Origin of the sequence: Sphingosinicella sp. CPCC 101087 (assembly GCF_004151485.1) — a bacterium.
GTDB lineage: Bacteria > Pseudomonadota > Alphaproteobacteria > Sphingomonadales > Sphingomonadaceae > Allosphingosinicella.
On the sequence record NZ_SBFF01000002.1, the window covers coordinates 122,829 to 146,898 of the forward strand.

Sequence of the window (24,070 nt, forward strand, 5' to 3'; positions counted from 1 at the left end):
GCTAGAAGGGCAGGCGAATCCTTCTCCACCCCAGAGGGCATGCCGCAAATGAAATTCTTCGTCGACACCGCCGACACCGCCGAGATACGCGACCTGGCCGAGACCGGCCTGCTCGACGGCGTCACCACCAACCCTTCGCTGGTGCACAAGGCCGGCCGCGACTTCCTGGAGGTCGTGAAGGAGATTTGCGGGATCGTTCCCGGTCCCGTCTCGGCCGAAGTCGTCGCTCTCGACCATGAGTCGATGATGCGCGAGGCCGAGGTGCTCCGGAAGATCGCCGACAATATCGCGGTCAAGGTGCCGCTGACGGTGGACGGGCTGAAGACCTGCCGGAAGCTCACCGCCGACGGCACGATGGTCAACGTCACCTTGTGCTTCTCGGCCAACCAGGCGCTGCTCGCCGCCAAGGCCGGCGCCACCTTCGTCTCGCCCTTCGTCGGGCGACACGACGATGTCGGCTATCCGGGCATGGAACTGATCGCCGACATCCGGCTGATCTACGACAATTACGATTTCCCGACCGAAATCCTCGTCGCCAGCGTGCGCAGCCCGATCCACGTCCACGACGCCGCCAAGATCGGCGCCGACGTGATGACCGCGCCGCCGGCCGTGATCCGGCAATTGTTCAAGCACCCGCTGACCGACAACGGGCTCAAGGCCTTTCTGGCCGACTGGGAGAAGACGGGGCAGAAGATCGGCTGACGCGCGCCGATCTCCGGTTGGAAGGCGCCGGGCAGGTACCCTTTTCACCGCCCGAAGGGTGGACGGGAACGCGCCGCCTTCGTCCGACGCGTCGAACGTCAATGAGCCCGGGCGATGCTCTCGGCCCGCCCAAGCTATTCAACGGCTCCTTCGCACCCGTGGCGACCGGAGCCGGCGCAGCTCACCCGCCATGGACCCGCGTGAGGAAGTCGCGGATGATGGAAGCGACTTCTTCCAGGTTGGTCTCGAGCAGCCAGTGGCCGCCATCGAGCAGGTGGAGCTCGGCGTCGGGAAGGTCGCGCAGATAGGCGCGGGCCGAGCCTTCGGGCATATAGCCGTCCTGCGGCCCCCACACGATAAGGGCGGGCGGCCGGTGTTCGCGCAGATAGGCCTGATAGCGCGGAAACCAGTCCAGATTCTCCTTGAGCCCGGCGATCACGTCGACGGCGATCTCCTTGCGGCGCGGCGTCGTCAGCGCCCAGTGAAGCTTCCACAGATCGGGTGGGATGCGCTCGGCGAGCTCCGGGCGGACGTCGTTCAGAAACTCGTCGCGATAGCCCTCTTCGCTCACCGCCTCGGCCAGCTTGCTGCGTCCATCGGGCGTGGGACCGGCGAAATATTCCTGGAGCGGCGCATATTTCGGTCCGAGCTGATCCTCGTAAATGTCGCCATTCTGGATGATGAGCGCCGCGATTCGTTCCGGGCGGCGGATCGCGAGCCTCAGCCCGATCTGCGAGCCGAAATCGTGCAAATAGAGCGCGAAGCGGTCGAGCTCCAGGCGATCCGCGAACCCATCCAGGAATTCGGCATAGCCGTCGAAGTCGTAGCGGAAGCCGTCAGGCGTGTCGCTATAGCCGCACCCCGGGAAGTCGGGCGCGATCAGATGCCACCGGTCGGCAAGCAGGGGCATGAGGTTGCGAAATTCGTAGGACGAGCAGGGATAGCCGTGGGGAAGGAGCAAGGCGGGGGCCCCGCTTGCGCCCGCCTCCCGGTAGAAAATGCGCAGGCCGTCCAGGTCGATATGCTTGTGCCGCATTCATTCACTCCGAATTGCCGGAAAGACGAGGCCGCCAACGTGCCGGTCGTTTCGGGGTTCACCTCCCGGCGGGCGGATGCGGTGAGACGCGGTCCAGCCGCGATGGCGCAGCGGTCGCCTTCGATCCCAAGGCTTTCCTGTTTCGGGCGCGCTGGAGACGCGCTGCACTGTCCCGCATAGGCCAGTTGAGAATACCAATTCTTAGAATTGGTCTGAAAACTGGTTGAACAAGCTCTGCCAGCTTGGTAGCCCCTGATTCTGCCGCAATGGCCGCAGAGCCAGGCTGGAGGGGTTTCCTTGCGCTACGTCATTCTCATCATCGCCGCGCTGGCGGCCCTGCGCACCGACGAAGCGCGTGCCGAACGTTTTCTCGTCCGGGACCAGGCGCAATTTCGCGAAGCGACGGAGACGTTGAGCCCCGGCGACGAGGTCGTGCTCGCCAACGGCGAATGGCGCGATTTCCAGGTCCTGTTCGAGGGCCGCGGCTTAGCCGACCGGCCGATCACGCTCCGGGCCGAAACACCAGGCGGAGTCGTCCTCACGGGCCAGTCGAACCTGCGCCTGTCCGGCGAATATCTCCTCGTGTCGGGGCTCGTGTTCCGCGACGGGCACAGCCCAACAGACGAGGTGATCGCCTTCCGGCGGGATTCGCGCAGGACGGCGAGCCATTCGCGGGTCACGCAGGTCGTGATCGACAGGTTCAACCAGCCGGATCGCCGCACCGAGGATATCTGGGTGGCGATCTACGGCCAGGACAACCGCGTCGATCATTCCCACTTCGAAGGCAAGTCCAACGCCGGCGTGACGCTGGCCGTGATCCGCCCGCGAGGCAATTCGCAGCCGAACCGACATCGAATCGACCACAATTATTTCGGACCCAGGCCCAATCTCGGCTCCAACGGCGGAGAGACCGTCCGCATCGGCACGAGCGAAGAATCGCTAAGCGATTCCAACAGCATCATCGAGAGTAACTTTTTCGATCGCTGCGACGGCGAAGTGGAGATCGTCTCCAACAAATCAGGCGGCAACATCTTTCGCGGCAACGTCTTCCATGAGTCGCGCGGCGCGCTGGTCCTCCGCCACGGCAGCGGCAATCTGGTGGAAGGGAATGTCTTCTTCGGCAACGGCAAGGCGCATACGGGCGGCATCCGCGTGATCAATCCGCGGCAGACCGTCCGCCACAATTATATGGAGGGGCTCGCCGGGACCGGCTTCGCAAGCGCGATCACCGTCATGAACGGCGTGCCCGATTCGCCGATAAACCGCTACCACCAGGTGGTCGGCGCGGTGATCCAGGGCAATTCGGTCATCGACAGCCGCCGTATCACCCTGGCGGCCGGTGCCGACGAGGAGCGCTCCGCGCCCCCCGTCGACACGCGCTTCGAACGCAACCTGATCTTCAACGAGTCCGGCGACGATCCCTTCCGTGCAGAGGGCGACATCGGCGGCATCACCTTTGCCGGCAATGTTCAGAATCCCGTCCGTCAGCCGCTGCTGCAGGACGGCTTCCAGAGGCGCGAGCTCGACCTGGCGCGTGCCGCCAACGGCCTTCTCTATCCGACCGGTGCGGCCGCGGGCGCGGCCGGCGTGCCGCGGAGCCTGCAGCCCATTCGGCGCGAGCAGACGGGCGTCGCCTGGTATCCCAAGAACGGCACCGGCACCGCGGCGTTCGGCAGCGGCGCCCGGACCGAGGTGACGGCCGGGGCCTCGCTCGCGCGGGCCGTCGCCATGGCCTCGAGCGGAGACACGATCCGCCTGGGCCCCGGCGCCCATTTCGTCGACGCGCCGCTCGCGATCGGCAAGACGCTGACGATCACCGGTCCTGCTCCGCAAGGGGAGGCTATCCTCCGGTTCGGGGGGCGGACCCTATTCGAGATAGCGGAAGGCGGGCGCCTCCACCTGACCGGTCTGACCGTTTCGGGCGATCGTGCGCCCCGAGCCCCGGGAAATGCCGTCATCCGGGCCGCCGCGCGTCCGATGCTCGCCAATTATGCCATAGTGATCGAGGACAGCCGCTTCGGCGAGTTGGACGGATCGCCGGACTTCGACGTGGTGGCGACGTCGCCGAGCGCGCTCGCCGACTCGATCGACATCAAGGGCAGCCGCTTCGAGCGAGTCTCCGGCGCGGTGGTCGACGCGCGCGGCGCCGGCGAGGACAGCCCCCTGTATAGCGCCGAGCAGGTCCGGATCAGCCGATCGGAATTCCGCGAGGTCGGTGCCGTCGTCGACCTGCGCCGCGGCGGCCGCGATGAAAGCACGTTCGGCCCGATCTTCTCGCTGACGGATTCGGTCGTCGTGGAGAGCGGCCGGCTACGAGGTGCCTCGGTCCGCCTCTCCGGCGTGCAGGTCGCCTCGATCGAGCGAAATCGCTTCGTCGACAGCGCTCCGATCGAAGTGACGCACAGCGTGGGGACTCCGCAGACGCTGGTCGCCGGGAACCTCTTCGCGCGGACGCCGCCGGTCGTCCTGCGCGAACTGTACGCGCCGGGGCCGCCTCGCGCCGTGCTGCGGGGAAACCGGACGGAGGCGGTGCAGTGAAGGCGCGCCTGGCCCTCGCCGCGCTCGCGCTCGGGGTGAGCGTGGCCGCGCCGGCGGCCGCACGGTCGCCGCAGGAGTCGGACGCACCGGTCCTGATCCGCTGGCCCGACCCGGCGAGCGTCCGGGCGGAAGCGACGCGCCTGCCCTTGTTCGCCCAGGAGATGGAACGGGCGCGCGAAGACGTCGACGCGGCGATCCGCGCCGGCGTGCATGTGCCGGTTCCGCGCGATCCGGGAGGCGGCGCGACCCACGAGCAGCACAAGCGGAACTATAAGGCGATCCAGGACGCCGGCTTTCTCTACCGCCTCACCGGCGAAGCCAGATATGCCGAGTTCGCGCGCCGGATGCTGCTGGCCTATGCCGACCTCTATCCCGGCTTGGGCCCGCATCCGGCGGCCGCCAATCAGCGGCCCGGCCGGCTGTTCTGGCAGAGCCTCAACGACAGCGTGTGGCTGGTTCATGCCGCGCAGGGCTATGATGCGATCCGGCAGACGCTGAGCGAGGACGATCGACGGACCATCGAGGGCAAGGTGTTTCGCCCGATGGCGACCTTCCTGTCCAAAGGCTCGCCGGAGGTGTTCGACCGGATTCACAACCATGCCACCTGGGCAAATGCCGCGGTGGGCCTGTCCGGTTACGTGCTGCGTGATCCGGATCTGGTCGAAAAGGCGCTGCTCGGGCTCGACAAGAGCGGCAATTCGGGCATCCTGCGGCAGCTCGACCTGCTCTTCTCGCCCGACGGCTATTACGCCGAGGGCCCCTATTACCAGCGATACGCCCTGCTGCCGTTCGTCCTGTTCGCCCAGGCGGTCGAGGAGAACGACCCGCAGCGGCGGATCTTCGCCCATCGCGACGGAGTCCTCCTGAAGGCGGTGCATGCCGCGATTCAGATGACCTACCAAGGTCATTTCTTTCCGATCAACGATGCGATGCCGGACAAGAGCCTGCGCACCGAGGAGCTCTATGCGGGGGTTGCCATCGCTTATGCCCGGACCCGCGATCCGGGCCTCCTGTCGATCGCGCAGATGCAGGGACGGACCATCCTGACCGCGGCCGGCTTCGCCGTCGCCCGCGACCTCGCCGCCGGGCGCGCGCGGCCCTTCCCGTTCCGGTCGATCCTGCTGCGCGACGGCCCCGAGGGAGAGCGAGGCGCGCTTGCGGTGCTTCGATCGGGCGCCGGTCCGGACGACCAGGTCGTCGTCGCCAAGAATACGGCGCAGGGCATGGGGCACGGCCATTTCGACAAGCTCAACTGGCTGCTCTACGACAATGGCAACGCCATCGTGACCGACTATGGCGCCGCCCGGTTCCTCAACGTCGAAGCCAAGCAGGGCGGCCGCTATCTTCCCGAGAATGAGAGCTGGGCCAAGCAGACCATCGCCCACAATAGTCTGGTGGTCGACGAGACGAGCCATTTCGGCGGGGAGGTCGAGCGGGCCGAAGCCCATGCGCCGCGACAAATCCATTTCGAAGGGGAGGGCGACACCCGGGTAAGCACCGCCGAGATGGTGGGCGCCTATCCGGACGTCCGTTTCCGGCGCAGCCTGGTGCAGCTCCGCGTCGAGGGATTTTCCAGTCCGCTCGTGCTTGACCTGCTTCGGGTGGAAGGTGGAGCGGCGCACCAGTACGACCTGCCGCTTCATTTCGCCGGCCACATCATCGAGACCGGATTTCCGCTCCAGTCCAACCCGGCGTCGCGGCCGGTGCTCGGCACCGCAAATGGCTACCAGCACATATGGGTCGACGCCATTGGAGCGCCGACCACCGCCGACGCCTTCGTCACCTGGATCAATGACGGCCGCTTCTACACCTATCGGATGCTGCCGGCCGCCGGATCGCAGGTGATCCTCGCCGAGAGCGGCGCCAACGATCCCTCGTTCAACCTGCGCCGGGAGCCGATGCTGATCCAGCGCGTGCGCGGCAGCGAGGACGCGACCTTCGTCAGCCTGCTCGAGCCCCACGGCGCCTACGATCCTTCGGCGGAGACAACGGTCGGCAGCCGCAGCCGCATCGGCGGACTGCGCCATCATCGCGACGCCGCGGCCGACCTGGTCGAGATCGATCTTCCGGGAGCGCGGACGCTGGTGATCGCCATTGCGGACGATCCCAGCCCAGCCGCGGCGCACAGCGTCACCTTCCAAGGCCGCCCGCTCGCCTGGCGCGGCCATGTCGGGCGCTTCGACATCGTCCGGGACGCCACGACGGATCAGGATGGGATGAGCATGCCATGAGGATATCAGGGCTGCGATGGGCCATAATCGGCCTGATCGCCGTGGCCACGATCATCAACTATATCGATCGCAACGCGCTGGCGGTGATGTGGCCGGCCGTGTCCCGCGATATCGGCGCGACCAAGGAGGACTATGCCCTCCTCGTCACCCTTTTCATGATCTCCTATGCCGTCGGGCAATCCCTGTTCGGCAAGATCTTCGACAAGGTCGGGACGCGGCTCGGCTTCGCCATCTCGATCGTCATCTGGTCGGCCTCCATCGCCGCCCATGCGCTCGTCCGCTCGCTGCCGCTCCTGGGCCTGCTGCGCGTGACGCTCGGTGTCAGCGAGGCGGGCAACTGGCCCGGCGCCACCAAGGCGAACGCGCTCTGGTTCCCCGCCCGTGAGCGCGCTTTGGCGCAAGGCATCTTCAATTCGGGGGCCTCGATCGGCGCGATCATCTCGGCGCCGCTCGTCGCCTTTCTCTTTGTCGGCTTCGGCTGGCGCGCCACCTTCGTCGTGGTCGGGCTGTTCGGCATTCTGTGGCTCGTGCCGTGGATCTGGCTCTACAAGGCGGACCCGGAGCGCCATCCCTGGCTCGGCGAGGAGGAACGCCGCCATATCCTCGATGCGGGCGGGGCGGCCGGACCGGGCGCCGAGCCCGCCGGACCGACGATGGGCTGGGGCGAACTGCTCCGCTACCGGCAGAGCTGGGGGATCATCCTCAGCCGCTTCTTCCTCGATCCGATCTGGTGGCTGTTCGTCTCGTGGCTGCCCATCTATCTTGCGGAGACGTTCGGCTTCGACGTCGTCCAGATCGGCCTGTTCGCCTGGGTGCCATTCGTCGGCGCCATGCTGGGCGCACTGGCCGGCGGCTGGGCATCAGGTGCGCTGATCAAGCGCGGCTGGTCCCTCGACGCGGCGCGCAAGAGCGTGATCACGGCGGGTGGGGCGATCATGCTTCCGGCGCTGCTGCTGACGATGAAGGCGGCAGATCCCCTCTCGGCCGTGCTTCTGATCGCCGTGATCCTGTTCGGGTTCCAGGCGGCGATCGGAGTCATCCAGACCCTTCCCAGCGACTATTTCGGCGGTGGGGCGGTCGGCTCGCTGGCCGGCATCGGCGGCACCGCCGCGGTCGCGGGTACGCTGATCACCACCTGGCTCGTGCCGGCGATGACCGAGATCTCCTACGCCCCGATCTTCGCGCTCGCCGCCGCGCTCGTTCCGCTTTCCATAGTCTCGCTCTGGCTGCTCGGAGGACGGGTCGAGCGCATCGCGCGGGCCTGATCTCAACTCCCATAGAAACGAAGGACCAATAGATGAAGCTTGAAAACAAGGTGGCTGTCGTCACCGGCGGCGGCCGGGATATCGGCCGCGCGGTTTCCCTGCGCCTGGCGGCCGAGGGGGCGCATGTCGTCATCAACTATGCCAATGACGAGACCGCCGCGCAGGCCACCCGGGCGGAGATCGAGGCCGTCGGAGGCACGGCCGTCTTGCACCGGGCGGACGTCACTCGGGCGTCCGAGGTCCAGGAACTCGCCGATGCGGCGCATCGGGCCTTCGGGCCCTCCATCGACATATTGGTGAACTGCGCCGGCGGCATGATCGCGCGCAAGACCCTGGACGAGATGGACGAGTCCTTCTTCGACGCCGTCATGACCCTGAATCTCAAGTCCGCCTTCCTCGTCACCAAGGCGTTCAGGCCGTCGCTTCGCGCCGGCAGCGCGATCGTCAACTTCTCTTCGCTCGCCGGCCGTGACGGCGGCGGCCCCGGCGCATCCGTCTACGCGACCGCGAAAGGCGCCCTGATGACGTTGACGCGCGCCTGGGCGAAGGAGCTCGGCCCGCAGGGCATTCGCGTCAATGCGGTCTGTCCCGGACTGATCGGCACGAGCTTCCACGACACCTTCTCGAAGCCCGAGGGCCGCAAGGCGACCGCCGGGAACACGCCGCTGCGCAGGGAAGGCATGGCCGCAGAGGTCGCGGCCGCGGTCGCTTATCTGGCGTCGGAAGAGGCTTCCTTCCTCACCGGCGTGAACCTGGACGTGAACGGGGGGCTCTTCTTCTCCTGAGCGAGGCGCCTCGCGGCCGCTGCCGCCGACGCTCGGCTACCGCATGAGACGGCAGGATGCCGTGACGGCCGAGAAAACGCAGTCAGACCTGAACCAACAGGTATAGACATTTGGCATGACCAGATACTTGACAGTTTCGATGAATCTGGTCAGCAACTGGTATGACAACGATAATCCAGGAGGGGAGTTACACATGCGCGTCAGGCAGACTTGCGCCCGCATTCCTTTTTCCGGCCTGCATCTCCGCGGCGCGCTGCTCGCGACCGCGGCCTTGCCGCTCGCGCTGATCGCCTCGCCGGCATCGGCCCAGATGGCTGAAGAGACGCGTCAAGCCCAGGCCGAGCCGGGCACCGGAACGCTCGAAACGCCTGCCAGCGATCAGGCGGCAGGTCCCGACGAGGGGGAAATCGTCGTCACGGGTATCCGCCAGACCATCCAGACCTCGATCGCCAGGAAGCGCGAGGAAACGGCAATCGTCGACGCCCTCTCGTCCGACGAGATCGGCGACCTGCCGGCGCTGTCTGTGGGAGAGGCGATCCAGACGATCACCGGCGCGACCACCCACCGCGAGAAAGGCGGCGCGACCGAGATCGCGATCCGCGGCCTCGGTCCGTTCCTGAGCAACGCCACCTTCAACGGCCGGGAGGCGACGAACGGCAGTGGCGACCGGTCGGTCAACTTCAACCAGTTCCCCTCCGAACTCATCAACGGAATCACGATCTACAAGACCCAGCAGGCCAATCTGGTGGAAGGCGGCGTTGCCGGAACCATCGAGCTGGAGACGCTGCGCCCGCTCGATTTCGACCGCCGTCGGATCCAGGGCGAAATCAAGTTCAACTACAGCCCGTATCAAGACCGGATCGTCGGGGAGAACGGCCTCGGCTGGCGGGGGACGGTCAGCTACGTCGACCAGTTCAGTGTCGGCGGGCTGGGCGAGATCGGCATTTCGCTGGGATTTCAGCGCAACGACACCAACAATCCCGAAGAGACCGTCGCCGGCAGCTCCACCTGGACCGCCTGCGACGCCACGATCGTCGTCGCCGACGACAATTGCGAGGCGATCACGCGCGAGCAGGGCGCGGCCGGAGCGCCTTATTTCCTGGTTCCGAACTCGATCGCCTGGCGCCAGATCACGGAGAACGACCGGCGCGACGCCTTCTTCGGCGCCGTCCAGTGGCAGCCCAGCGACCGGCTCGATATCAACATCGACCTCCAATATTCCGACCGGACCTATTCGGAGCAGCGCAACGACCTCAACCTTTCGGAGATGCGCTACGGGCTCACCAACCCGGTCTTCGACGAAAATGGCGTGCTGAGCCATGTCGAGGGTCTGACGTCGATCGAAGCGGTTTCGACCCTGCTTACGCGGGCCGAGGAATATCTCGGCGGCGGCTTCGATATTTCATGGGAGGCTTCTGACCGGCTCACGCTGGTCGCCGACCTGTCCTATTCGCGCACCCGGCGCTCTGAGATCGAGCGCTCGACGCGGCTGCGTTCGGACCCGCTGGACATTTACGGCAATCCCACGCCGCTGAACAACCAGCGGGTACCCTATGTCTACGATATCGGCGAAGGGTTCGCGCCGACGATCACGATCGACCCCAGGTTCGACATCACCAATCACGACCTGTTCAGCGACGATGCCCGGATTCGCCGCGACCAGGCCGATCGCAACAACGAGATCATCGCCGGACGGATCGACGCGATCTACGACCTGGACGGCGGCTTTCTCAGCCAGATCGACATCGGCGCGCGCATTTCGCGCCTGACCTATGACGATTTCGACGACCGGGTCGAAATCACCCAGGGCGACCGGGCGGTCGACCGCGAGGTGAACCTCGCCTGCCGGCGCGAATTCCAGCAGAGCTCGTTCCTCACCGAAGCGCCGGGCAACAGCATCAACAGTTGGGCGACGTTCGATCCGATCTGCCTGTTCGAAGGCTATCTCGGCACCGAGGACCCCGGCCGCAACGAGGACGTGCGGTCGGTCGCCAATCGCGACGTCGAGGAGCGCACCATCGCCGGCTACGTCATGGGCACGTACGAGTCGCAGATCGGCAGCACGCCGATCCGCGGCAATTTCGGCGTTCGCGTCGTGAACACCCGAGTGACCTCGCGGGGCCTGCGCAGCGGGCTCGAGATCGTCAACAATCCCGACGGATCGATCAGCCTGGAGGAAACCGGCGCGTTCGAGACGGTGACGATCGAGAGCGAGAGCACCCGGATCCTTCCGAGCCTCAACGCCATATTCGAGCTTCAGCCGAACGTCCTGCTGCGCCTGGCCGGCTATCGTGCCATGTCCCGCCCGAACCCGAGCGCGCTGGGCGCCGGCCGCAGCATCGATCTCGAGGACGGCGGAGAATTCTCCTCGATCGAGGATGCCATTTCGCAGATCACCGCGAACGGCAGCCCGAGGCTCAAGCCGCTCATGTCCTGGAATGCGGACGCTTCGCTCGAATGGTATCCCAACCCGGATTCGATCCTGGCCGGCGCGGTCTACTACAAGTCGTTCACCGGAGGATTCATACCGGTCCTGATCGACGAGCAGTTCGTCATCGACGGAGAGACGATCACCGTCCCGGTCGCGCAGACGATGAACAGCGACGAACGCAGCCGGATCTGGGGGTTCGAGCTCTCCGTGTCGAACCGCTTTTCCTGGCTGCCGGCGCCGCTGGACAGCCTGGGCGTTCGGTTGAGCTACAATTATGCGGACTCCAACTTCCAGAACGAAGACATACGCTATGGCGACGTCTTCGATCCGGAGACGGGAGAGATAAGCGAAGGGTTCCTCGCGCCTGCCAACGTCAGCGGCTTTTCCCGCCATGTCCTCTCGGCGCAGGCTTATTATGAGCGTGGCCCGTTCTCGTTCCAGGCGGTGTACAACTATCGTTCCAATTATTATCAGGAATTCGTCGGCGGAAACTCACAGCTCCGCTATGTCCGCGGCAACGATACGGTCGACCTGCGCGCGTCCGTCGATCTGACTCAGAACGTGTCGCTTCGGTTCGAAGCAGTGAACCTCTTCGACGAGCCGAAGATCACCGACATGCCTGTGCGCGGCAGCGTGCGACAATATCATTATTACGGTCCGCGCTACTTCCTCGGTGTCCGACTGAGAATCTGAGTCACGGAACCGGCGCCAGCCCGCCCGGAACGTCCGTCGCCTTGCACGGGGATCATGATCGGGTATGGATTTGCGGCACAGTGGGGAGCAGGTAGGACGGATGGCTGATCGCCGGTTGTTCCAGGAAATTGCCGAGCAGATCATGGCGCTGATCCGTGAGGGGACCTTTCCGCGCGGCTCGCGCCTCCCGGGGGAGCGCGAGCTGGCCGCCCGGTTCGGCGTGAGCCGAGTGACGATCCGTGAGGCCGAGATCGCGCTTCAGGCGATGGGCGAGGTGACGATCCGGACCGGTTCGGGGGTCTATGTGACGGAAGGTCCGGCGCCGACGGAAGATTCGCTGCCGAACGTCAGCGCCTTCGAATTGACCGAGGCCCGTTCCCTGTTCGAGTCCGAAGCGGCGGCGCTGGCCGCGCCGATCATCAGCGAGGGGCTGCTCGACCGCCTCGACGAACTGCTCGAGATCATGTCGGGCGACGATCCCGACAATGACGAACGCGCCAACGAAGCGGACCGCGAGTTTCACATGACCATCGCCTCGGCGTCGGGGAACCAGGCGATCACCTATGTCATCAAGACGCTCTGGCGCCTGAGGAACGAACTCCCCCAGGTACGGGCCATGCACGAATCCATCTGTCATCACGACGGAAGCACCCGGATGCAGGAGCATGCGGACATCGTGCGTGCGCTGCGGGCGCGCGATCCTGCCGCCGCACGGCTGGCGATGCGCAGACATTTCAACCGGCTCCTCGAAACCATGCTCGACGCCACCGAAGAGCGGGAGATCGAGGAACTGCGCCGCAAGTCTGCCGAGAGCCGCGCGCGTTTCCTGATCAGCGCGAACCTGCGCTGACACCTTCCGACTTCCCGACTGCGGCTTTTGCCTCCGTCGCGAAGGGGAGAACTAGGCCATCGCTTCTTAACCATATCCGGGTTAACTTCCCCGGCATGGGACGGGTGATCAGCTTCGAGGACCGGGCGTTGGCGACGCTGCGCGCCCGGGTCGCGGCGGCGGAGGAGGCCAATCAGGACCTCATCGCCTTCGCCCGCGGCCATTCGGGCGCGGTCGCCTCAATTCACGAAGCGGTGCTTGCCGCCATCGAGGCCGAGGGTCTCGACCATCTCATCCACATCGTCACCCAGGAATGGCCGCAAATTTTGGGTCTGGACGCGGTGGCGGTGGCGCTTTGGGCCGGCGACACCGGCGTTCGCGCCGATGCCTCCGGCCTGCAGTTCGTCAATCCGCGCCTGATCGAGCGCTCGCTCGGGGACCTGGACGGCGTGCTGCTGCGCGGGGTCGAGCGCGGCCATCCCCTGTTCGGACCCGCCTGCGAGCTGATCCGGGCCGAGGCGCTGATCTGCCTCGCCAGCGAGCCGCCCTTGCCCAATGGGGTACTCGCGCTGGGCCAGCGCGGCGCCCAGCATTTCGACACGCGCCACGGCTCCGAATTGCTGATCTTCCTCGGGCGGGTGCTGACGCGTTGCATGGGCCGGTGGCTGATTCCCTGACCACCGATCCGGACCTGTGCCATCCGGCGAGCCGGATCGCGTTGCGCTGGCACGACCATCTCACCCGCGAGCGGCGGCGATCGGCCCATACGGTGCGGGCCTATACGGCGACCGCCCACCGGCTGATCGCCTTCCTGGGTTCCCATCTCGGCCAGGCCGTGAACGGTGAAGCTTTGTGCACGCTGCAGCCGGCCGACCTGCGCGCCTTCCTGGGTTCGCGCCGCGCCGCGGGGCTCGGCAACGCTTCGGCGGCGCGCGAGCTTTCCGCGGTGCGGAGCTTCCTCGCCTTCGTCGCCGCCGAGGCGGGGCGGGAGGCGGCCCTGCCCAGAATCCGCGGCCCGAAGAAGGCGCGCAGCGTGCCGCGGCCCATCTCGCCTGACGAGGCGGTGGCGCTCGCCGGGGAAGTGGGGGAGGATGCCGCCCTTCCGTGGATCGCCGCGCGCGACGAAGCGGTGCTGCTCCTGCTCTACGGATCGGGGCTTCGCGTCGCCGAGGCGCTCGGGCTGACCGGGGCAGCCTTGCCCCTGGGCGAAGCGATCAGCGTCACGGGCAAGCGCGCCAAGACCCGGATCGTGCCGCTGCTGGTGCCGGTCCGAGAGGCGATCGAGCGCTATCTCGCACTCTGCCCCTGGGCGCCGGGAAAGGACCAGCCTCTATTCCGGGGCGCGCGCGGCGGACCGCTGCGCGGCGAAATCGTCCGGCGGGCCGTGCGCAAAGCGCGCCGCTCCCTGGGCCTGTCCGAGCGGACGACGCCGCACGCGCTGCGGCACAGCTTCGCCACCCATCTCCTCGGCCGGGGGGCTGACCTCAGGACCCTGCAGGAGCTGCTCGGCCATGCCAGCCTGTCGTCGACCCAGATCTACACGGCGGTCGACGCGGCGCATTTGATGGACGTCTATCGCCACGCCCATCCGCGGGCCTGAGCTCAGGAGTCGGCCTGCGCCTCCGGCCTGTGCCGCCGGCGCCAGGTGAGCTGGCGCCAGACGTAGAAGAGGATGATCGCAGCGACGATGCCCGAGGAAATCGGGCCGAGAACCTTGTCGACCTGATCGAACTGGCTGCCGAGCACATAGCCGGCGGCGGCGAGGAGGCCGCTCCACCCGGCCGTCCCGAGCGTCGACCAGAACAGGAAGCTGACGAGCCGCATGTGAACGAGGCCCGCCGGGATCGACACGACCGAACGGATCGTCGGGATCATTCGGCCGATCCCCACGACGACCGATCCGAACCGCCCGAACAGGCGCTCGACCTTCTCGACGTCGTACCAGTCCATTGTGAGCCAGCGGCCGTGGCGCTCGATGAACGGGCAGAATCGCTTGAGGCCGACCCAGCGGGCCACCAAATACCAGAGGAAATTGCCCGTCATTGCCCCGGCCGTGCCGCTGGCGATCACGCCCGGCAGGCTCATCGGCCCTCCGGCGGAGCGCACGCCGGCCACCGGCATGATCACCTCGGACGGGATGGGCGGAAAGACGGTTTCCAGCAGCATCAGCAGGTAGATGCCGAGATAGCCGGTTCCGTCGATCAGGCGGATGACCCAGTCGCTCATGCGGTACCTGCTGTGATCAGCGGCCCGCGAGACGGCGATCGATCGCCTCCCAGATCATCGCCGGCGTGTCGGTGCCGTTGAAGCGGTCGATCGCGACGATTCCGGTCGGCGAGGTGACGTTGATTTCGGTCAGCCATTGTCCGCCGATAACGTCGATCCCGACGAAAAGGAGCCCGCGCGCCTTCAGCTCCGGGCCGAGCGCCTCGCAAATCTCCTCCTCCCGGGCAGTGAGGGCGGTCTTCGCCGCCTTGCCGCCGACCGCGAGGTTCGAGCGTATCTCGCCTTCGCCCGGAATCCGGTTGACCGCGCCGGCCACCTCGCCGTCGACGAAGACGATCCTCTTGTCGCCCTCGGCGATCTCGGGGAGGAAGGCCTGCACGACATGGGGCTCGCGATAGGTGGTGTTGAACACTTCGATCAGCGAGGAGAGATTCTCGCCGTTGCGGCCGATCTTGAACACCGCCTTGCCGCCATTGCCGTGCAGCGGCTTGACGACGATCTCCTCGTGCATGGCAAGGAAGTCCCGGGCCATGGCCAGCGAGCGGGTGACCAGGGTCGGCGGCATGAAGCGGGCATAATCGAGCACCCACACCTTCTCCGGGGCATTGCGAACGCTTGCCGGATCGTTGACCACCAGGGTCTCGCTGCGGATGCGCTCGAGCAGATGCGTGGCGGTGATGTAGCCGAGGTCGAAGGGCGGATCCTGGCGCATCAGCACGACGTCGACGTCACGGCCCAGGTCGAGCGTCACCGGCTCGCCGAAGCGGAAATGGTCGCCGTGGACGCGCTGCACGGTCACCGGATGCGCGCGGGCCCACAGCCGGCCGTCCCAGCTCAGATCCTCGGCGGCATAATGGTAGAGGCTGTGACCGCGCGCCTGAGCGCCGAGCATGATCGCGAAGGTCGAATCGCCTTCGATGTTGATCCGGTCCAGCGGGTCCATCTGGACAGCGACGCGCAGGGGCATTGGCCGAGCCTTCTCAGTCAGGATGAGCGGGTTGGGTGCTGGCGACCGCTCTAGGGAGCGGAGGCGCCGCTGTCACCCGCGCCAGACATTCTCGACATGCCGGGGAAGTCGGCGCGGGACGATGAAGAGGGCGTCGATCCTGATGGCGTCGCCGGCCCTTGCGTAGCGCGGCGCCAGCGCCTCGGCAGCGCGGGCGACTCGCCTGAGGCGCCAGTCGTCGAGCGCCAGGCCGGCCGCGGCCTCGCCCGAGCGGGCCTTCACCTCGACAAAGGCGAGGGTGCGGCCGCGCCGGGCCACGAGGTCGACCTCGCCGACGCTGGTGCGCGCGCGCACTGCGAGGATCCGCCAGCCCTTGAGGCGCAGCCACCAGGCCGCCAGCCATTCGGCGCGGCGGCCGGCTAGCTCGGCCTTGCGCCGGCCCGACCTCACCGGGACGGCGGGCAGCGGCGGAAGTTCGCGGCCTCGGCGCCTTGCGGGAACTTGCGGAAGGCGTCCGCGCCGAGCCATTCGATTCGCGAGACGAAGGGGCGGCCGAGCTCGGCCGTTTCCGGATCGCCGCTTTCGAGGATTTCGGTCGCCGTCTCGGTCAGGCGGTCGCCGTCGAGGCGCCAGGTGCCGCTCTCCTCGAACAGATGATAGCGGCCGTCGGCGTCGTAGCGGACGGGAACGTCCGAGGCGCAGGCGAGGGGGAATTCCACGTCGGGCTCCATCAGGAGCCAGGTCCCGACCAGGCGCGGTTCGGAGGCGTCGCGCTGTTCGACGGTGGCGCAGGCGGCGAGCGCTGCAACGAGCGGCAAGGCGACGAATCGTCTCATGCTTGGCCCCCCTTCAGCCGTTGCGCCCGCTCATAGACCAGCCGCTTCGGGAGGCCCAGCCGCGCCGCGACGTCCGCCGCGGCGCGCGACGGCGAAAGGCGGGAAAGCGCCTCGCCCAGCGCGGCGTCCAGCTCCGCTTCGCCTGCCGTTTCGGGCGCGGACGGGGGACCGACGACGATGACGATCTCGCCCTTGGGCGGCGCGTCCGCATAGCGCGCCGCGAGCTCGGCCAGCGTGCCGGTCACCGTCTCCTCGAACATCTTGCTGATCTCCCGCACGACCGCCGCTTCGCGGTTGCCGAGGCCGTCGCCGAGCGCGGCCAGCGCGGCGCCGAGGCGCGGTCCGCTCTCGTAGAAGACGAGCGTGCCGGGGAAGCCGGCGGCCTCCGCGATTGCCGCGGCGCGCGCGCTCGCCTTGGAGGGCAAGAATCCGAAGAAGGCGAAGCGATCGGTGGGGAGGCCGGCAAGGGTCAAGGCCGCGACCGCCGCGCTCGGCCCCGGTATGGTGGTGACCTTTATCCCGGCCGCGTGGGCGTCGCGCACCAACTTGTAGCCGGGATCGGAGATGAGGGGCGTGCCGGCATCCGAGACCAGGGCCACGGATCGAGTGCGCATCTGCTCGATCAGGCCGGGGCGGACACGGTCGGCGACATGGTCGTGATAGGGCGTCATCGGCCGCTTGACGCCGATGTGGCGGAGCAAGCGGGCGGTGACCCGGCTGTCCTCGGCGGCGATCAGGTCGGCATTGGCCAGCACGGACGCCGCGCGCGGGCCGAGGTCGGAGAGATTGCCGATCGGGGTCGCGACGATATAGAGGCCGGGATCGAGTGTCTCGTTCATGGAGTGCAACGTCATGGCATCGCTTCCGCATCGCCCGCAACCATGTCCTGAGCATGGTCCTGGAATGGGCCGCACGTTGCTCAGGCTGGCGGGGCTGGCGTTGCTCTCCGTCGCGGTCGCCGGCTGTATTCCGCGCGGCCGTCCCGAGCGTCCGCCACCCGAGCCGGAGCGGCCGCCCGAGCCGGAAGCGCCGCCCTCGCGACTGCCGCCCGACGAGACCCGCAACCGCGTCGCGGTGCTGGTCCCCCTGACCGGCACCAACGCCGCGCTCGGGCAGTCACTGCTCAATGCAGCCAATCTCGCTCTGTTCGACACGGGCGGGCAGCGTATCCGGATCACCGCCTACGACACGAGCGGCGGCGCCGCCGCGGCCGCCAACGAGGCGCTGGCCGACGGCAGCGGGCTGATCCTCGGCCCGCTGCTCGCTCAGGACGTGCGGGCGGTGGGGCCGATCGCGCGGCGCGCCGAGGTTCCGGTCGTCGCTTTCTCCAACGACGTGACCGTGGCGGGCGACGGCGTCTATGTGATGGGTTTCGATCCGGGCCGCTCGATCGACCGGGTCGTCACCTTCGCTCGCTCGCGCGGGGTCCAGCGCTTCGGCGCCTTGGTGCCGACCGGCGATTACGGCCAGCGTGTCGGGCAGGCTCTGACATCGGCGATCGAAGCGGCTGGCGGCCAGCTCGGCGGAATGCAGAGCTACGACCGCACCGCCGGCAATTTGCGCGCCGCCGCCACCCGGCTGAACGGCCAAGGCCGGTTCGAGGCGGTGCTGATCGCCGATTCTCCGCAGCTCTCGCTGCAGGCGGTGCCCATCGTCCGCCAGACCTCGCCGCAGCCGCGAATCATGGGAACGGAATTGTGGGCGTCGGAGCGGAATCTCGGCGCCACGCCCGGCCTACGCGGCGCCTGGTTCGCGGCGCCGACGGACGCCAATTACGGCGCGTTCCGGACGCGCTACCGGGCGCGCTACCGCACCGATCCATTCAGGCTGTCGAGCCTCGGCTACGACGCGGTCCTGCTCACCGTACGGATTGCTGCCGACTGGCCGATCGGAGCCCGTTTTCCCGCCCGGGCGCTGACCGAGCGCACCGGTTTCGCCGGAGTCGACGGCGCCTTCCGCTTCGGCCGCGACGGCATTGCCGAACGCGCGCTGGAGGTGCGCGAGGTGACGGCGACCGGGACGAACGTCGTGTCGCCCGCGCCGCGGAGCTTCAACTGAACGGACGATCCGCCTCTTCGGCCAGTTGTCCGCGGAATGGCGCGGCTGAACCGGCAATGCTGGAGAGCCTCGACCTGGGCGGTGATGGAGACGAGATTTCGGCGATCGAGCGTGTGGCGGCCTTTTCGGGGTAAAGCTGGACTATGCCGAAGCTTCGAGATGGGTAACGGCAGGGGACGTCTTCGCCTCGCTCCTGGCAGCCTTGCCACCGCACCGGCAGGACCCACGATGCGTATGGGCCTCGTTCGCCGTGCTGATGGCCGAGGAAACGGGTGTAGATCCGTCGAGACTGGGGACAGGCACTCGGCTGTTGGCGACTAGCGTCACGCAGAAGCTTGCTAAGGTTGCGCGGTGGCTCATCGGAGCCGGCCGCCAGCTCTGACATATCGTCCGAATTCTTCGGGCTGAGTCGGATCAAGTTTGGCGTAATCACACGCTGCGCTGGCGCCCAACCGGCTTAGGCCCCAGTCTCCGCTGGGACGACGTTGTGGCTAGACCCTGACGATCTCTGCAAGGATAGCGTCAAGGAGCAGCATTCCGGTCGGCGTGGCGCGCAGCTGCTCGTCCTGATGATGCAGCAGGCCCTGGTGGATCAGGCGCTCGATCGCCGCGCGGTCGACCGGGTCGCGGCCGGCCAGGCGGGCGATGCGGGCGAGGTCGACACCTTCGGCGAGGCGCAGGCCCATGAGGAGGGCTTCGACGCCGCGGTCGGCGGGCGCGATGTCGCGTTCCTCGGCAAGGCCGTGGCCGTTGCGTAGCAGGGCAGCGAGCCAGTTTTCCGGCTTGCGGTGGCGCTGCGTGGCGCGGCCGGCGCGGCGGCCGTGGGCGCCCGGACCGATGCCGGCATAGTCGCGGTAGCGCCAGTAAGCGAGATTGTGGCGGCTCTCCTGGCCGGGTCGCGCGTGGTTGGAGATCTCGTAGGCGGGAAGTCCCGCCGCCGCGGTGAGCCCGGCGGTGAGCTCGTAAAGAGCGGCGCTTTCATCGGGATCTGCGGGGGCGAGCTCGCCCTTGGCGGCGAGGGCGGCGAAGCGTGTGCCGGGCTCGATGGTGAGCTGGTAGAGCGAAAGGTGGCCGGTGCCGAAGGCGAGCGCCCGGGTGAGCTCCGCTTCCCATTCGGCGGCGCCCTGATCGGGCAAGGCGTAGATCAGGTCGAAGCTGACCCGTTCGAAGGCGGCGAGCGCGGTGTCGAGCGCGCCCAGCCCTTCCGCGGCGTCATGGGCGCGGCCGAGAAAGCGCAGGCGCCGGTCGTCGAGCGATTGCAGGCCGAGCGACACGCGATTGACCCCAGCGGCGGCGAGATCGGCGAAGCGGGCCGCCTCGACGGAGGAGGGGTTGGCCTCGAGCGTGATCTCGACATCGGGCGCGGGCGTCCAGTGGCCGGCGGCGGCGTCGATCAGGGCCGCGACCGTCGCGGGATCCATCAGCGAGGGCGTGCCGCCGCCGAAGAAGATCGAGCTAAGCCGGCGGCCGGGGAGCAAATCCGCCTCATGAGCGAGGTCGGCGAGCAGGGCCTCGCGCCATTCGCCCTGGTCGATTTCCGCCCGTACATGGCTGTTGAAATCGCAATAGGGGCATTTGGATACGCAGAAGGGCCAATGGATGTAGAGGGCGAGATCATCCTCTGCCCCAGGGTGCACGGGCAGACGAGAGCGATCGCCGGGCGAGACCATCGAGGCAGGCATCATGTTCATCGTGGGCCGGACCCTCAACGCGCTCCTTCCGGCAAGCGGGGAAGGGGCTAGAGCAATGCCGCGACCAGCTTGCGGAAAGCGTCCGCGCGGTGGCTGATCGCATGCTTTTCGGCCGGATCCATCTCGCCGAACGTCATCTCGCGGCCGGCCGGCACGAAGATCGGATCGTAGCCGAAGCCCTTGTCGCCACGCGGCGGCCAGGTCAGCACCCCGTCGACGCGGCCTTCGAACCATTCGGCATGCCCGTCGGGCCAGCAGACCGCCAGCGCGCAGACGAAATGGGCGTTGCGGCTGGCTTCGGGGCCGAGCGCCTCGAGCTCTTCGTGGACCCGGGCCATGGCGCGGTCGAAGTCCCGTGCTCCGGTCACTTCGCCCGGGCCGGCCTCGGCGGAGACGCGCGGATCGGCGAGCGCCCAGCGCGCCGAAAAGATTCCGGGGCGGTCGCCCAGCGCCTCGACGCACAGCCCGCTATCGTCGGCCAGGGCCGGAAGGCCGGACAGGTCGGCGGCGGCGCGGGCCTTCAGGTCGGCATTGTCGATGAAGGTGGCGCCGATCTCGTCGGGCTCGGGAAGGTCGAGCTCGGCGGCCGAGACGGGAGTGATTCCGTGCGGACCGAGCAGTTCGGAGATCTCGCGTACCTTGCCTTCATTGTGGCTGGCAATGACGAGCCGCCCGGGCCCGAGCTTCCTCACCTGCCGGTCGCCCTGTCCTGGGCGGTGAAGATCTCCGCGCAGCCGATCCGCGCCAGCCTCAGCAGCCGCAGCAGTCCTTCCTCGTCGAAGCATTCGCCTTCCGCCGTGATCTGCGCCTCGACCAGCTTGCCGTCGTCGGTAAGGACGAAATTGCCGTCGCAGCCGGCCGAGCTGTCCTCGACATAATCGAGATCGAGGACGGCGGTTCCGCCATGGATGCCGCAGCTCACCGCCGCGACCTTGCGGGATATGGGATCGCGGGCCACGAGCTTCTGCTCGATCAGCCGGTCGACGGCGATCCGAAGCGCCACCCAGGCGCCGGATATGGCCGCGGTGCGGGTGCCGCCGTCGGCCTGGAGCACGTCGCAATCGAGCGTGACCTGGCGCTCGCCGAGCGCCTCGAGGTCGACCACGGCGCGAAGGCTGCGGCCGATCAGGCGTTGTATCTCCTGGGTGCGGCCGGTCTGCTTGCCGCCGGCTGCCTCGCGCCGGCCGCGCGTGTGGGTCGCGCGCGGCAGCATCCCATATTCGGCGGTGACCCAGCCGCGGCCCTTGCCGCGGAGCCAGGAGGGAAGGCTGGTCTCGACCGAGGCGGTGCACAGCACCCTGGTCTCGCCGAACGCGACTAGGCAGCTGCCTTCGGCGTGGCGGGTATAGCCCGGCTCCATATTGATGGCGCGCATCTGATCGGGGGCGCGGCCTGAGGGACGCATGTCATTCCTTTCCTTCGGGGTTCGCGCGGGCTTAGCGACTTCCGCCGCCGAGGCAACAGCGGCGGTGGGCGGGTCGCGCCGATTTTGCCACGTCGCGCCGGCCCGGTGACGAAAGTCCGTCGATCAGCGGCCGTTCATCGGCGGCACGGGAAAGCGGCCCACGAGAATCGCCCCTGCCTGGAGAAGAGAATGCGGAAATTTGCGCTCGCGGTCGTCGTGTTGATCGTGGGCGCCTGCGCCACGCTGCCGCCACCCGACGGCCTGGCGGGCACCGTCCGGTCGATCAGCTACGAGACCGGGCCTTGCTTCGGCGCCTGTCCGGTCTATCGCCTCACCGTGAGTGCCGACGGCGAGGGCCGGTTCGTGGGAAGCCGCTTCACCGCCGCCTCGGGCGAGCAGGCATTCCCGGTTACGGGCGAGCAGTTCGCCGCCTTTGCCCGGCAGCTCGCGCCGCTCCGCCCGACCGAAAGCGAGCGCCGCTATTCGGGGGAGGCGTGCGAGATGACGGCGACCGACATGCCGTCCACGCAGGTGGTCTGGACGGACCGCGACGGGTCCCGCCGGACCCTGTATTTCTACCATGGCTGCGACATGGAACGGAACCGGCCGATCGCCGAGCGGCTCAAGGCCGCGCCTGCGCTGCTGCCGATCGGCGAGCTGATCGGCGGCCAGCGGTGACAGTGGAGTTGAGGGCGCCCGCTCCTCGGACTACATCCGTTCGATGACAGGCAGCATCGGCGAGATGAGCGACCGCGCCAGGGACGTGTTCCGACTGGTGGTCGAGGCCTATCTGGACAGCGGTCATCCGGTCGGCTCGCGCACCATCTCGCGCATTTCCGGCGTCAACCTCTCGCCGGCGTCGATCCGCAACGTCATGCAGGACCTCGAGGAGACCGGACTGCTCGCGGCCCCCCACACTTCGGCCGGCCGCGTTCCGACCGAAAGCGGCCTGAGGCTGTTCGTCGACGCGATCATGCAGGTGGCCGAGCCGCGGGCGGAGGACCGGGCCGCCATCGAGGCGCTGATCGACCGCGGCGGACCGATCGAGGAAGCGATCAGCAATGCGACCGCCGCCTTGTCCGGCCTGTCGGCCTGCGCCGGGATCGTCCTCGTCCCCAAGGCCGAGCCGGTGCTGAAGCAGCTCGCCTTCGTCCCGCTCCCCGGTCCGGGCCTGGATCCGGGAGCGCCGCGCCAGGCGGTTGCGGTCCTGGTCGGCAGCGACGGCAGCGTCGAGAACCGGGTGGTCGAGCTGCCGCCCGGCGTGACTCCGTCGATGCTGGCGGAAGTCGGAAACTATGTCAGCGCGCGATTGTCCGGCCTGACCCTGAGCGACGCGCGGGCGCGGCTCGGCAAGGAGATCAGCGACGGCCGCGCCGCGCTCGATCAGGCGGCGCAGGAGCTGATCGCGCGCGGACTCGCGGTCTGGTCGGAAGACGGATCGCACCGGCCGGTGCTGATCGTGCGCGGCCAGGCCAACCTCATCGACGACGAGGCGGCGGCCGACCTGGAGCGGGTCCGGCAGCTGCTCGACGAACTCGAAGGCAAGGAAGAGATTGCGCGGCTGCTCGACCGGGCGCGTTCCGGCGACGCGATGAAGATCTTCATCGGATCCGAGAATGAGCTGTTCGCGTTGTCGGGATCATCGGTTATTGCGGCGCCCTATCGCGGCCGCGACGGCAAGCTCGTCGGCGTGGTGGGCGTGATCGGTCCGACGCGGTTGAACTATGCCCGGGTGGTCCCCATGGTGGACTTCACGGCGAAAGCTTTGTCGAGATTACTGGCATGAACGAACAGGATGCGAAGAGCGACGTGAACGAAGCAGAAGAAGGCGAGCAGGAAGCCGCGGAGAATCCGGTCGAGCTCAATCTCGATCGGCTCAGCCAGCTCGAGAAAGAGCTGGAGGAGGTGCGCCAGCACGTTCTCTACGCTCAGGCGGAGACGCAGAACGTGCGCCGCCGGCTCGAGCAGGAGAAGGTCAATGCGGCCAATTATGCCGCCACCGCCTTCGCCCGCGACATGCTGTCGGTGAAGGACAATCTCGAGCGCGCGCTCGACGCGATCGCCGACGAGCTGCGCGAGGACGAGCGGATGAAAAGCCTGGTCGCCGGAATCGAAGCCACCGGCCGCGAGCTCGAATCGGTGTTCCAGCGCCACGGCATCGCCCGCATCGAGGCGCTGGGCCAGAAGCTCGATCCGCATCTCCACCAGGCGATGATCGAGGTGCCCGACGACCGGTCCGACCCCGGCACGATCGTGCAGGAAATGCAGTCCGGCTATACCATCAAGGACCGGCTGCTGCGCCCGGCCCTGGTCGGAGTCGCCCGCAAGCCGTAGCCGGAAGGTGCAGAGGCGGGACTTCAACGGCTGCGGCGCCGAGGATGGAGCCTCGCCCCGAAAG

The 24,070-nt window shown here is 67.7% G+C and carries 22 protein-coding genes; 13 read left to right on the forward strand and 9 right to left on the reverse strand.

Annotation, left to right across the window (positions count from 1 at the left end):
- Positions 1-48 precede the first annotated feature (48 nt).
- Entirely contained in the window at positions 49-702 is a 654-nt protein-coding gene (fsa, locus tag EKM57_RS03835) for a fructose-6-phosphate aldolase (protein ID WP_129791161.1), read from the forward strand.
- Between the two features lie 181 nt (positions 703-883).
- On the opposite strand, the gene EKM57_RS03840 is transcribed toward fsa, so the two are convergent.
- Entirely contained in the window at positions 884-1,738 is an 855-nt protein-coding gene (locus EKM57_RS03840; protein WP_129791162.1) for an alpha/beta fold hydrolase, read from the reverse strand.
- 297 nt (positions 1,739-2,035) lie between these two features.
- Between EKM57_RS03840 and EKM57_RS03845 the strand changes: the two genes are divergently transcribed.
- The 8 genes from EKM57_RS03845 (at position 2,036) to EKM57_RS03880 (ending at position 14,110) form a co-directional block, all read left to right on the forward strand.
- On the forward strand, positions 2,036-4,276 hold the full coding sequence (locus tag EKM57_RS03845; RefSeq protein WP_243450873.1) for a polysaccharide lyase 6 family protein: 2,241 nt from the start codon (positions 2,036-2,038) through the stop codon (positions 4,274-4,276).
- Positions 4,273-6,507: an alginate lyase family protein gene (locus EKM57_RS03850; RefSeq protein ID WP_206185287.1), complete on the forward strand. Its 2,235-nt coding sequence runs from the start codon at positions 4,273-4,275 to the stop codon at positions 6,505-6,507. The genes EKM57_RS03845 and EKM57_RS03850 overlap by 4 nt, the downstream gene beginning before the upstream one ends.
- The gene (locus EKM57_RS03855) at positions 6,504-7,772 is read left to right on the forward strand and encodes an MFS transporter (RefSeq protein WP_129791163.1); all 1,269 of its coding nucleotides are present in this window, start codon (positions 6,504-6,506) and stop codon (positions 7,770-7,772) included. Before EKM57_RS03850 ends, EKM57_RS03855 begins: the two co-directional genes overlap by 4 nt.
- Before the next feature lie 32 nt (positions 7,773-7,804).
- On the forward strand, positions 7,805-8,557 hold the full coding sequence (locus EKM57_RS03860) for an SDR family NAD(P)-dependent oxidoreductase (RefSeq protein WP_129791164.1): 753 nt from the start codon (positions 7,805-7,807) through the stop codon (positions 8,555-8,557).
- Positions 8,558-8,750: 193 nt separating this feature from the next.
- Complete coding sequence (locus EKM57_RS03865; protein WP_243450874.1) at positions 8,751-11,681, forward strand: TonB-dependent receptor; 2,931 nt, start codon at positions 8,751-8,753, stop codon at positions 11,679-11,681.
- Between the two features lie 100 nt (positions 11,682-11,781).
- A complete protein-coding gene (locus EKM57_RS03870) occupies positions 11,782-12,531 on the forward strand; it encodes a FadR/GntR family transcriptional regulator (RefSeq protein WP_129791165.1) in 750 nt (249 codons plus the stop codon).
- A gap of 95 nt (positions 12,532-12,626) precedes the next feature.
- On the forward strand, positions 12,627-13,187 hold the full coding sequence (locus EKM57_RS03875; protein WP_129791166.1) for a DUF484 family protein: 561 nt from the start codon (positions 12,627-12,629) through the stop codon (positions 13,185-13,187).
- Positions 13,172-14,110 carry a tyrosine recombinase XerC gene (locus EKM57_RS03880; protein WP_243450875.1) on the forward strand — a complete coding sequence of 313 codons (939 nt, stop codon included), beginning with the start codon at positions 13,172-13,174 and terminating at the stop codon, positions 14,108-14,110. Before EKM57_RS03875 ends, EKM57_RS03880 begins: the two co-directional genes overlap by 16 nt.
- 2 nt (positions 14,111-14,112) lie before the next feature.
- On the opposite strand, the gene EKM57_RS03885 is transcribed toward EKM57_RS03880, so the two are convergent.
- From EKM57_RS03885 to rsmI, 5 genes are all read right to left on the reverse strand, one after another.
- The gene (locus EKM57_RS03885; protein WP_129791167.1) at positions 14,113-14,736 is read right to left on the reverse strand and encodes a DedA family protein; all 624 of its coding nucleotides are present in this window, start codon (positions 14,734-14,736) and stop codon (positions 14,113-14,115) included.
- A 16-nt stretch (positions 14,737-14,752) separates the two neighbouring features.
- On the reverse strand, positions 14,753-15,703 hold the full coding sequence (gene gshB / locus EKM57_RS03890) for a glutathione synthase (RefSeq protein WP_129791168.1): 951 nt from the start codon (positions 15,701-15,703) through the stop codon (positions 14,753-14,755).
- A gap of 72 nt (positions 15,704-15,775) precedes the next feature.
- Positions 15,776-16,132, reverse strand: coding sequence for a YraN family protein (locus EKM57_RS03895; RefSeq protein WP_243450876.1), 357 nt, complete (start codon positions 16,130-16,132; stop codon positions 15,776-15,778).
- Positions 16,129-16,518 carry a hypothetical protein gene (locus EKM57_RS03900; protein WP_129791170.1) on the reverse strand — a complete coding sequence of 130 codons (390 nt, stop codon included), beginning with the start codon at positions 16,516-16,518 and terminating at the stop codon, positions 16,129-16,131. The genes EKM57_RS03895 and EKM57_RS03900 overlap by 4 nt, the downstream gene beginning before the upstream one ends.
- A complete protein-coding gene (gene rsmI, locus EKM57_RS03905; RefSeq protein ID WP_129791442.1) occupies positions 16,515-17,357 on the reverse strand; it encodes a 16S rRNA (cytidine(1402)-2'-O)-methyltransferase in 843 nt (280 codons plus the stop codon). Before rsmI ends, EKM57_RS03900 begins: the two co-directional genes overlap by 4 nt.
- Before the next feature lie 64 nt (positions 17,358-17,421).
- On the opposite strand from rsmI, the gene EKM57_RS03910 reads away from it, so the two are divergent.
- Positions 17,422-18,576: a penicillin-binding protein activator gene (locus tag EKM57_RS03910; RefSeq protein WP_129791171.1), complete on the forward strand. Its 1,155-nt coding sequence runs from the start codon at positions 17,422-17,424 to the stop codon at positions 18,574-18,576.
- A 491-nt stretch (positions 18,577-19,067) separates the two neighbouring features.
- On the opposite strand, the gene hemW is transcribed toward EKM57_RS03910, so the two are convergent.
- The 3 genes from hemW to rph form a co-directional block, all read right to left on the reverse strand.
- The gene (hemW, locus tag EKM57_RS03915; protein WP_129791443.1) at positions 19,068-20,246 is read right to left on the reverse strand and encodes a radical SAM family heme chaperone HemW; all 1,179 of its coding nucleotides are present in this window, start codon (positions 20,244-20,246) and stop codon (positions 19,068-19,070) included.
- A gap of 68 nt (positions 20,247-20,314) precedes the next feature.
- Entirely contained in the window at positions 20,315-20,959 is a 645-nt protein-coding gene (gene rdgB, locus EKM57_RS03920) for an RdgB/HAM1 family non-canonical purine NTP pyrophosphatase (RefSeq protein WP_243450877.1), read from the reverse strand.
- Complete coding sequence (rph, locus tag EKM57_RS03925) at positions 20,956-21,672, reverse strand: ribonuclease PH (protein ID WP_129791173.1); 717 nt, start codon at positions 21,670-21,672, stop codon at positions 20,956-20,958. Before rph ends, rdgB begins: the two co-directional genes overlap by 4 nt.
- A 189-nt stretch (positions 21,673-21,861) precedes the next feature.
- On the opposite strand from rph, the gene EKM57_RS03930 reads away from it, so the two are divergent.
- The 3 genes from EKM57_RS03930 to grpE are packed head-to-tail and all read left to right on the forward strand — an operon-like array spanning position 21,862 to position 24,006.
- A complete protein-coding gene (locus tag EKM57_RS03930) occupies positions 21,862-22,350 on the forward strand; it encodes a DUF6438 domain-containing protein (RefSeq protein ID WP_129791174.1) in 489 nt (162 codons plus the stop codon).
- A 43-nt stretch (positions 22,351-22,393) separates the two neighbouring features.
- Positions 22,394-23,458 (forward strand): heat-inducible transcriptional repressor HrcA, encoded by a 1,065-nt coding sequence (gene hrcA, locus EKM57_RS03935; RefSeq protein WP_129791175.1) that lies wholly within the window; start codon positions 22,394-22,396, stop codon positions 23,456-23,458.
- Positions 23,455-24,006, forward strand: coding sequence for a nucleotide exchange factor GrpE (gene grpE / locus EKM57_RS03940; RefSeq protein ID WP_129791176.1), 552 nt, complete (start codon positions 23,455-23,457; stop codon positions 24,004-24,006). Before hrcA ends, grpE begins: the two co-directional genes overlap by 4 nt.
- The last annotated feature ends 64 nt before the right edge of the window (positions 24,007-24,070 follow it).

Excerpts from the sequence above, each read along its gene's own strand:
- hemW (WP_129791443.1), bottom strand. The coding sequence starts at position 20,246 with ATGGTCTCGCCCGGCGATCGCTCTCGTCTGCCCGTGCACCCTGGGGCA.
- rsmI (WP_129791442.1), bottom strand. The coding sequence starts at position 17,357 with ATGAACGAGACACTCGATCCCGGCCTCTATATCGTCGCGACCCCGATC.
- EKM57_RS03860 (WP_129791164.1), top strand. The coding sequence starts at position 7,805 with ATGAAGCTTGAAAACAAGGTGGCTGTCGTCACCGGCGGCGGCCGGGAT.
- EKM57_RS03840 (WP_129791162.1), bottom strand. The coding sequence starts at position 1,738 with ATGCGGCACAAGCATATCGACCTGGACGGCCTGCGCATTTTCTACCGG.
- fsa (WP_129791161.1), top strand. The coding sequence starts at position 49 with ATGAAATTCTTCGTCGACACCGCCGACACCGCCGAGATACGCGACCTG.
- EKM57_RS03870 (WP_129791165.1), top strand. The coding sequence starts at position 11,782 with ATGGCTGATCGCCGGTTGTTCCAGGAAATTGCCGAGCAGATCATGGCG.
- hrcA (WP_129791175.1), top strand. The coding sequence starts at position 22,394 with ATGACAGGCAGCATCGGCGAGATGAGCGACCGCGCCAGGGACGTGTTC.
- EKM57_RS03930 (WP_129791174.1), top strand. The coding sequence starts at position 21,862 with ATGCGGAAATTTGCGCTCGCGGTCGTCGTGTTGATCGTGGGCGCCTGC.
- EKM57_RS03875 (WP_129791166.1), top strand. The coding sequence starts at position 12,627 with ATGGGACGGGTGATCAGCTTCGAGGACCGGGCGTTGGCGACGCTGCGC.
- EKM57_RS03900 (WP_129791170.1), bottom strand. The coding sequence starts at position 16,518 with ATGAGACGATTCGTCGCCTTGCCGCTCGTTGCAGCGCTCGCCGCCTGC.
- EKM57_RS03910 (WP_129791171.1), top strand. The coding sequence starts at position 17,422 with ATGGGCCGCACGTTGCTCAGGCTGGCGGGGCTGGCGTTGCTCTCCGTC.
- grpE (WP_129791176.1), top strand. The coding sequence starts at position 23,455 with ATGAACGAACAGGATGCGAAGAGCGACGTGAACGAAGCAGAAGAAGGC.
- gshB (WP_129791168.1), bottom strand. The coding sequence starts at position 15,703 with ATGCCCCTGCGCGTCGCTGTCCAGATGGACCCGCTGGACCGGATCAAC.
- EKM57_RS03885 (WP_129791167.1), bottom strand. The coding sequence starts at position 14,736 with ATGAGCGACTGGGTCATCCGCCTGATCGACGGAACCGGCTATCTCGGC.
- rph (WP_129791173.1), bottom strand. The coding sequence starts at position 21,672 with ATGCGTCCCTCAGGCCGCGCCCCCGATCAGATGCGCGCCATCAATATG.
- EKM57_RS03865 (WP_243450874.1), top strand. The coding sequence starts at position 8,751 with ATGCGCGTCAGGCAGACTTGCGCCCGCATTCCTTTTTCCGGCCTGCAT.
- EKM57_RS03855 (WP_129791163.1), top strand. The coding sequence starts at position 6,504 with ATGAGGATATCAGGGCTGCGATGGGCCATAATCGGCCTGATCGCCGTG.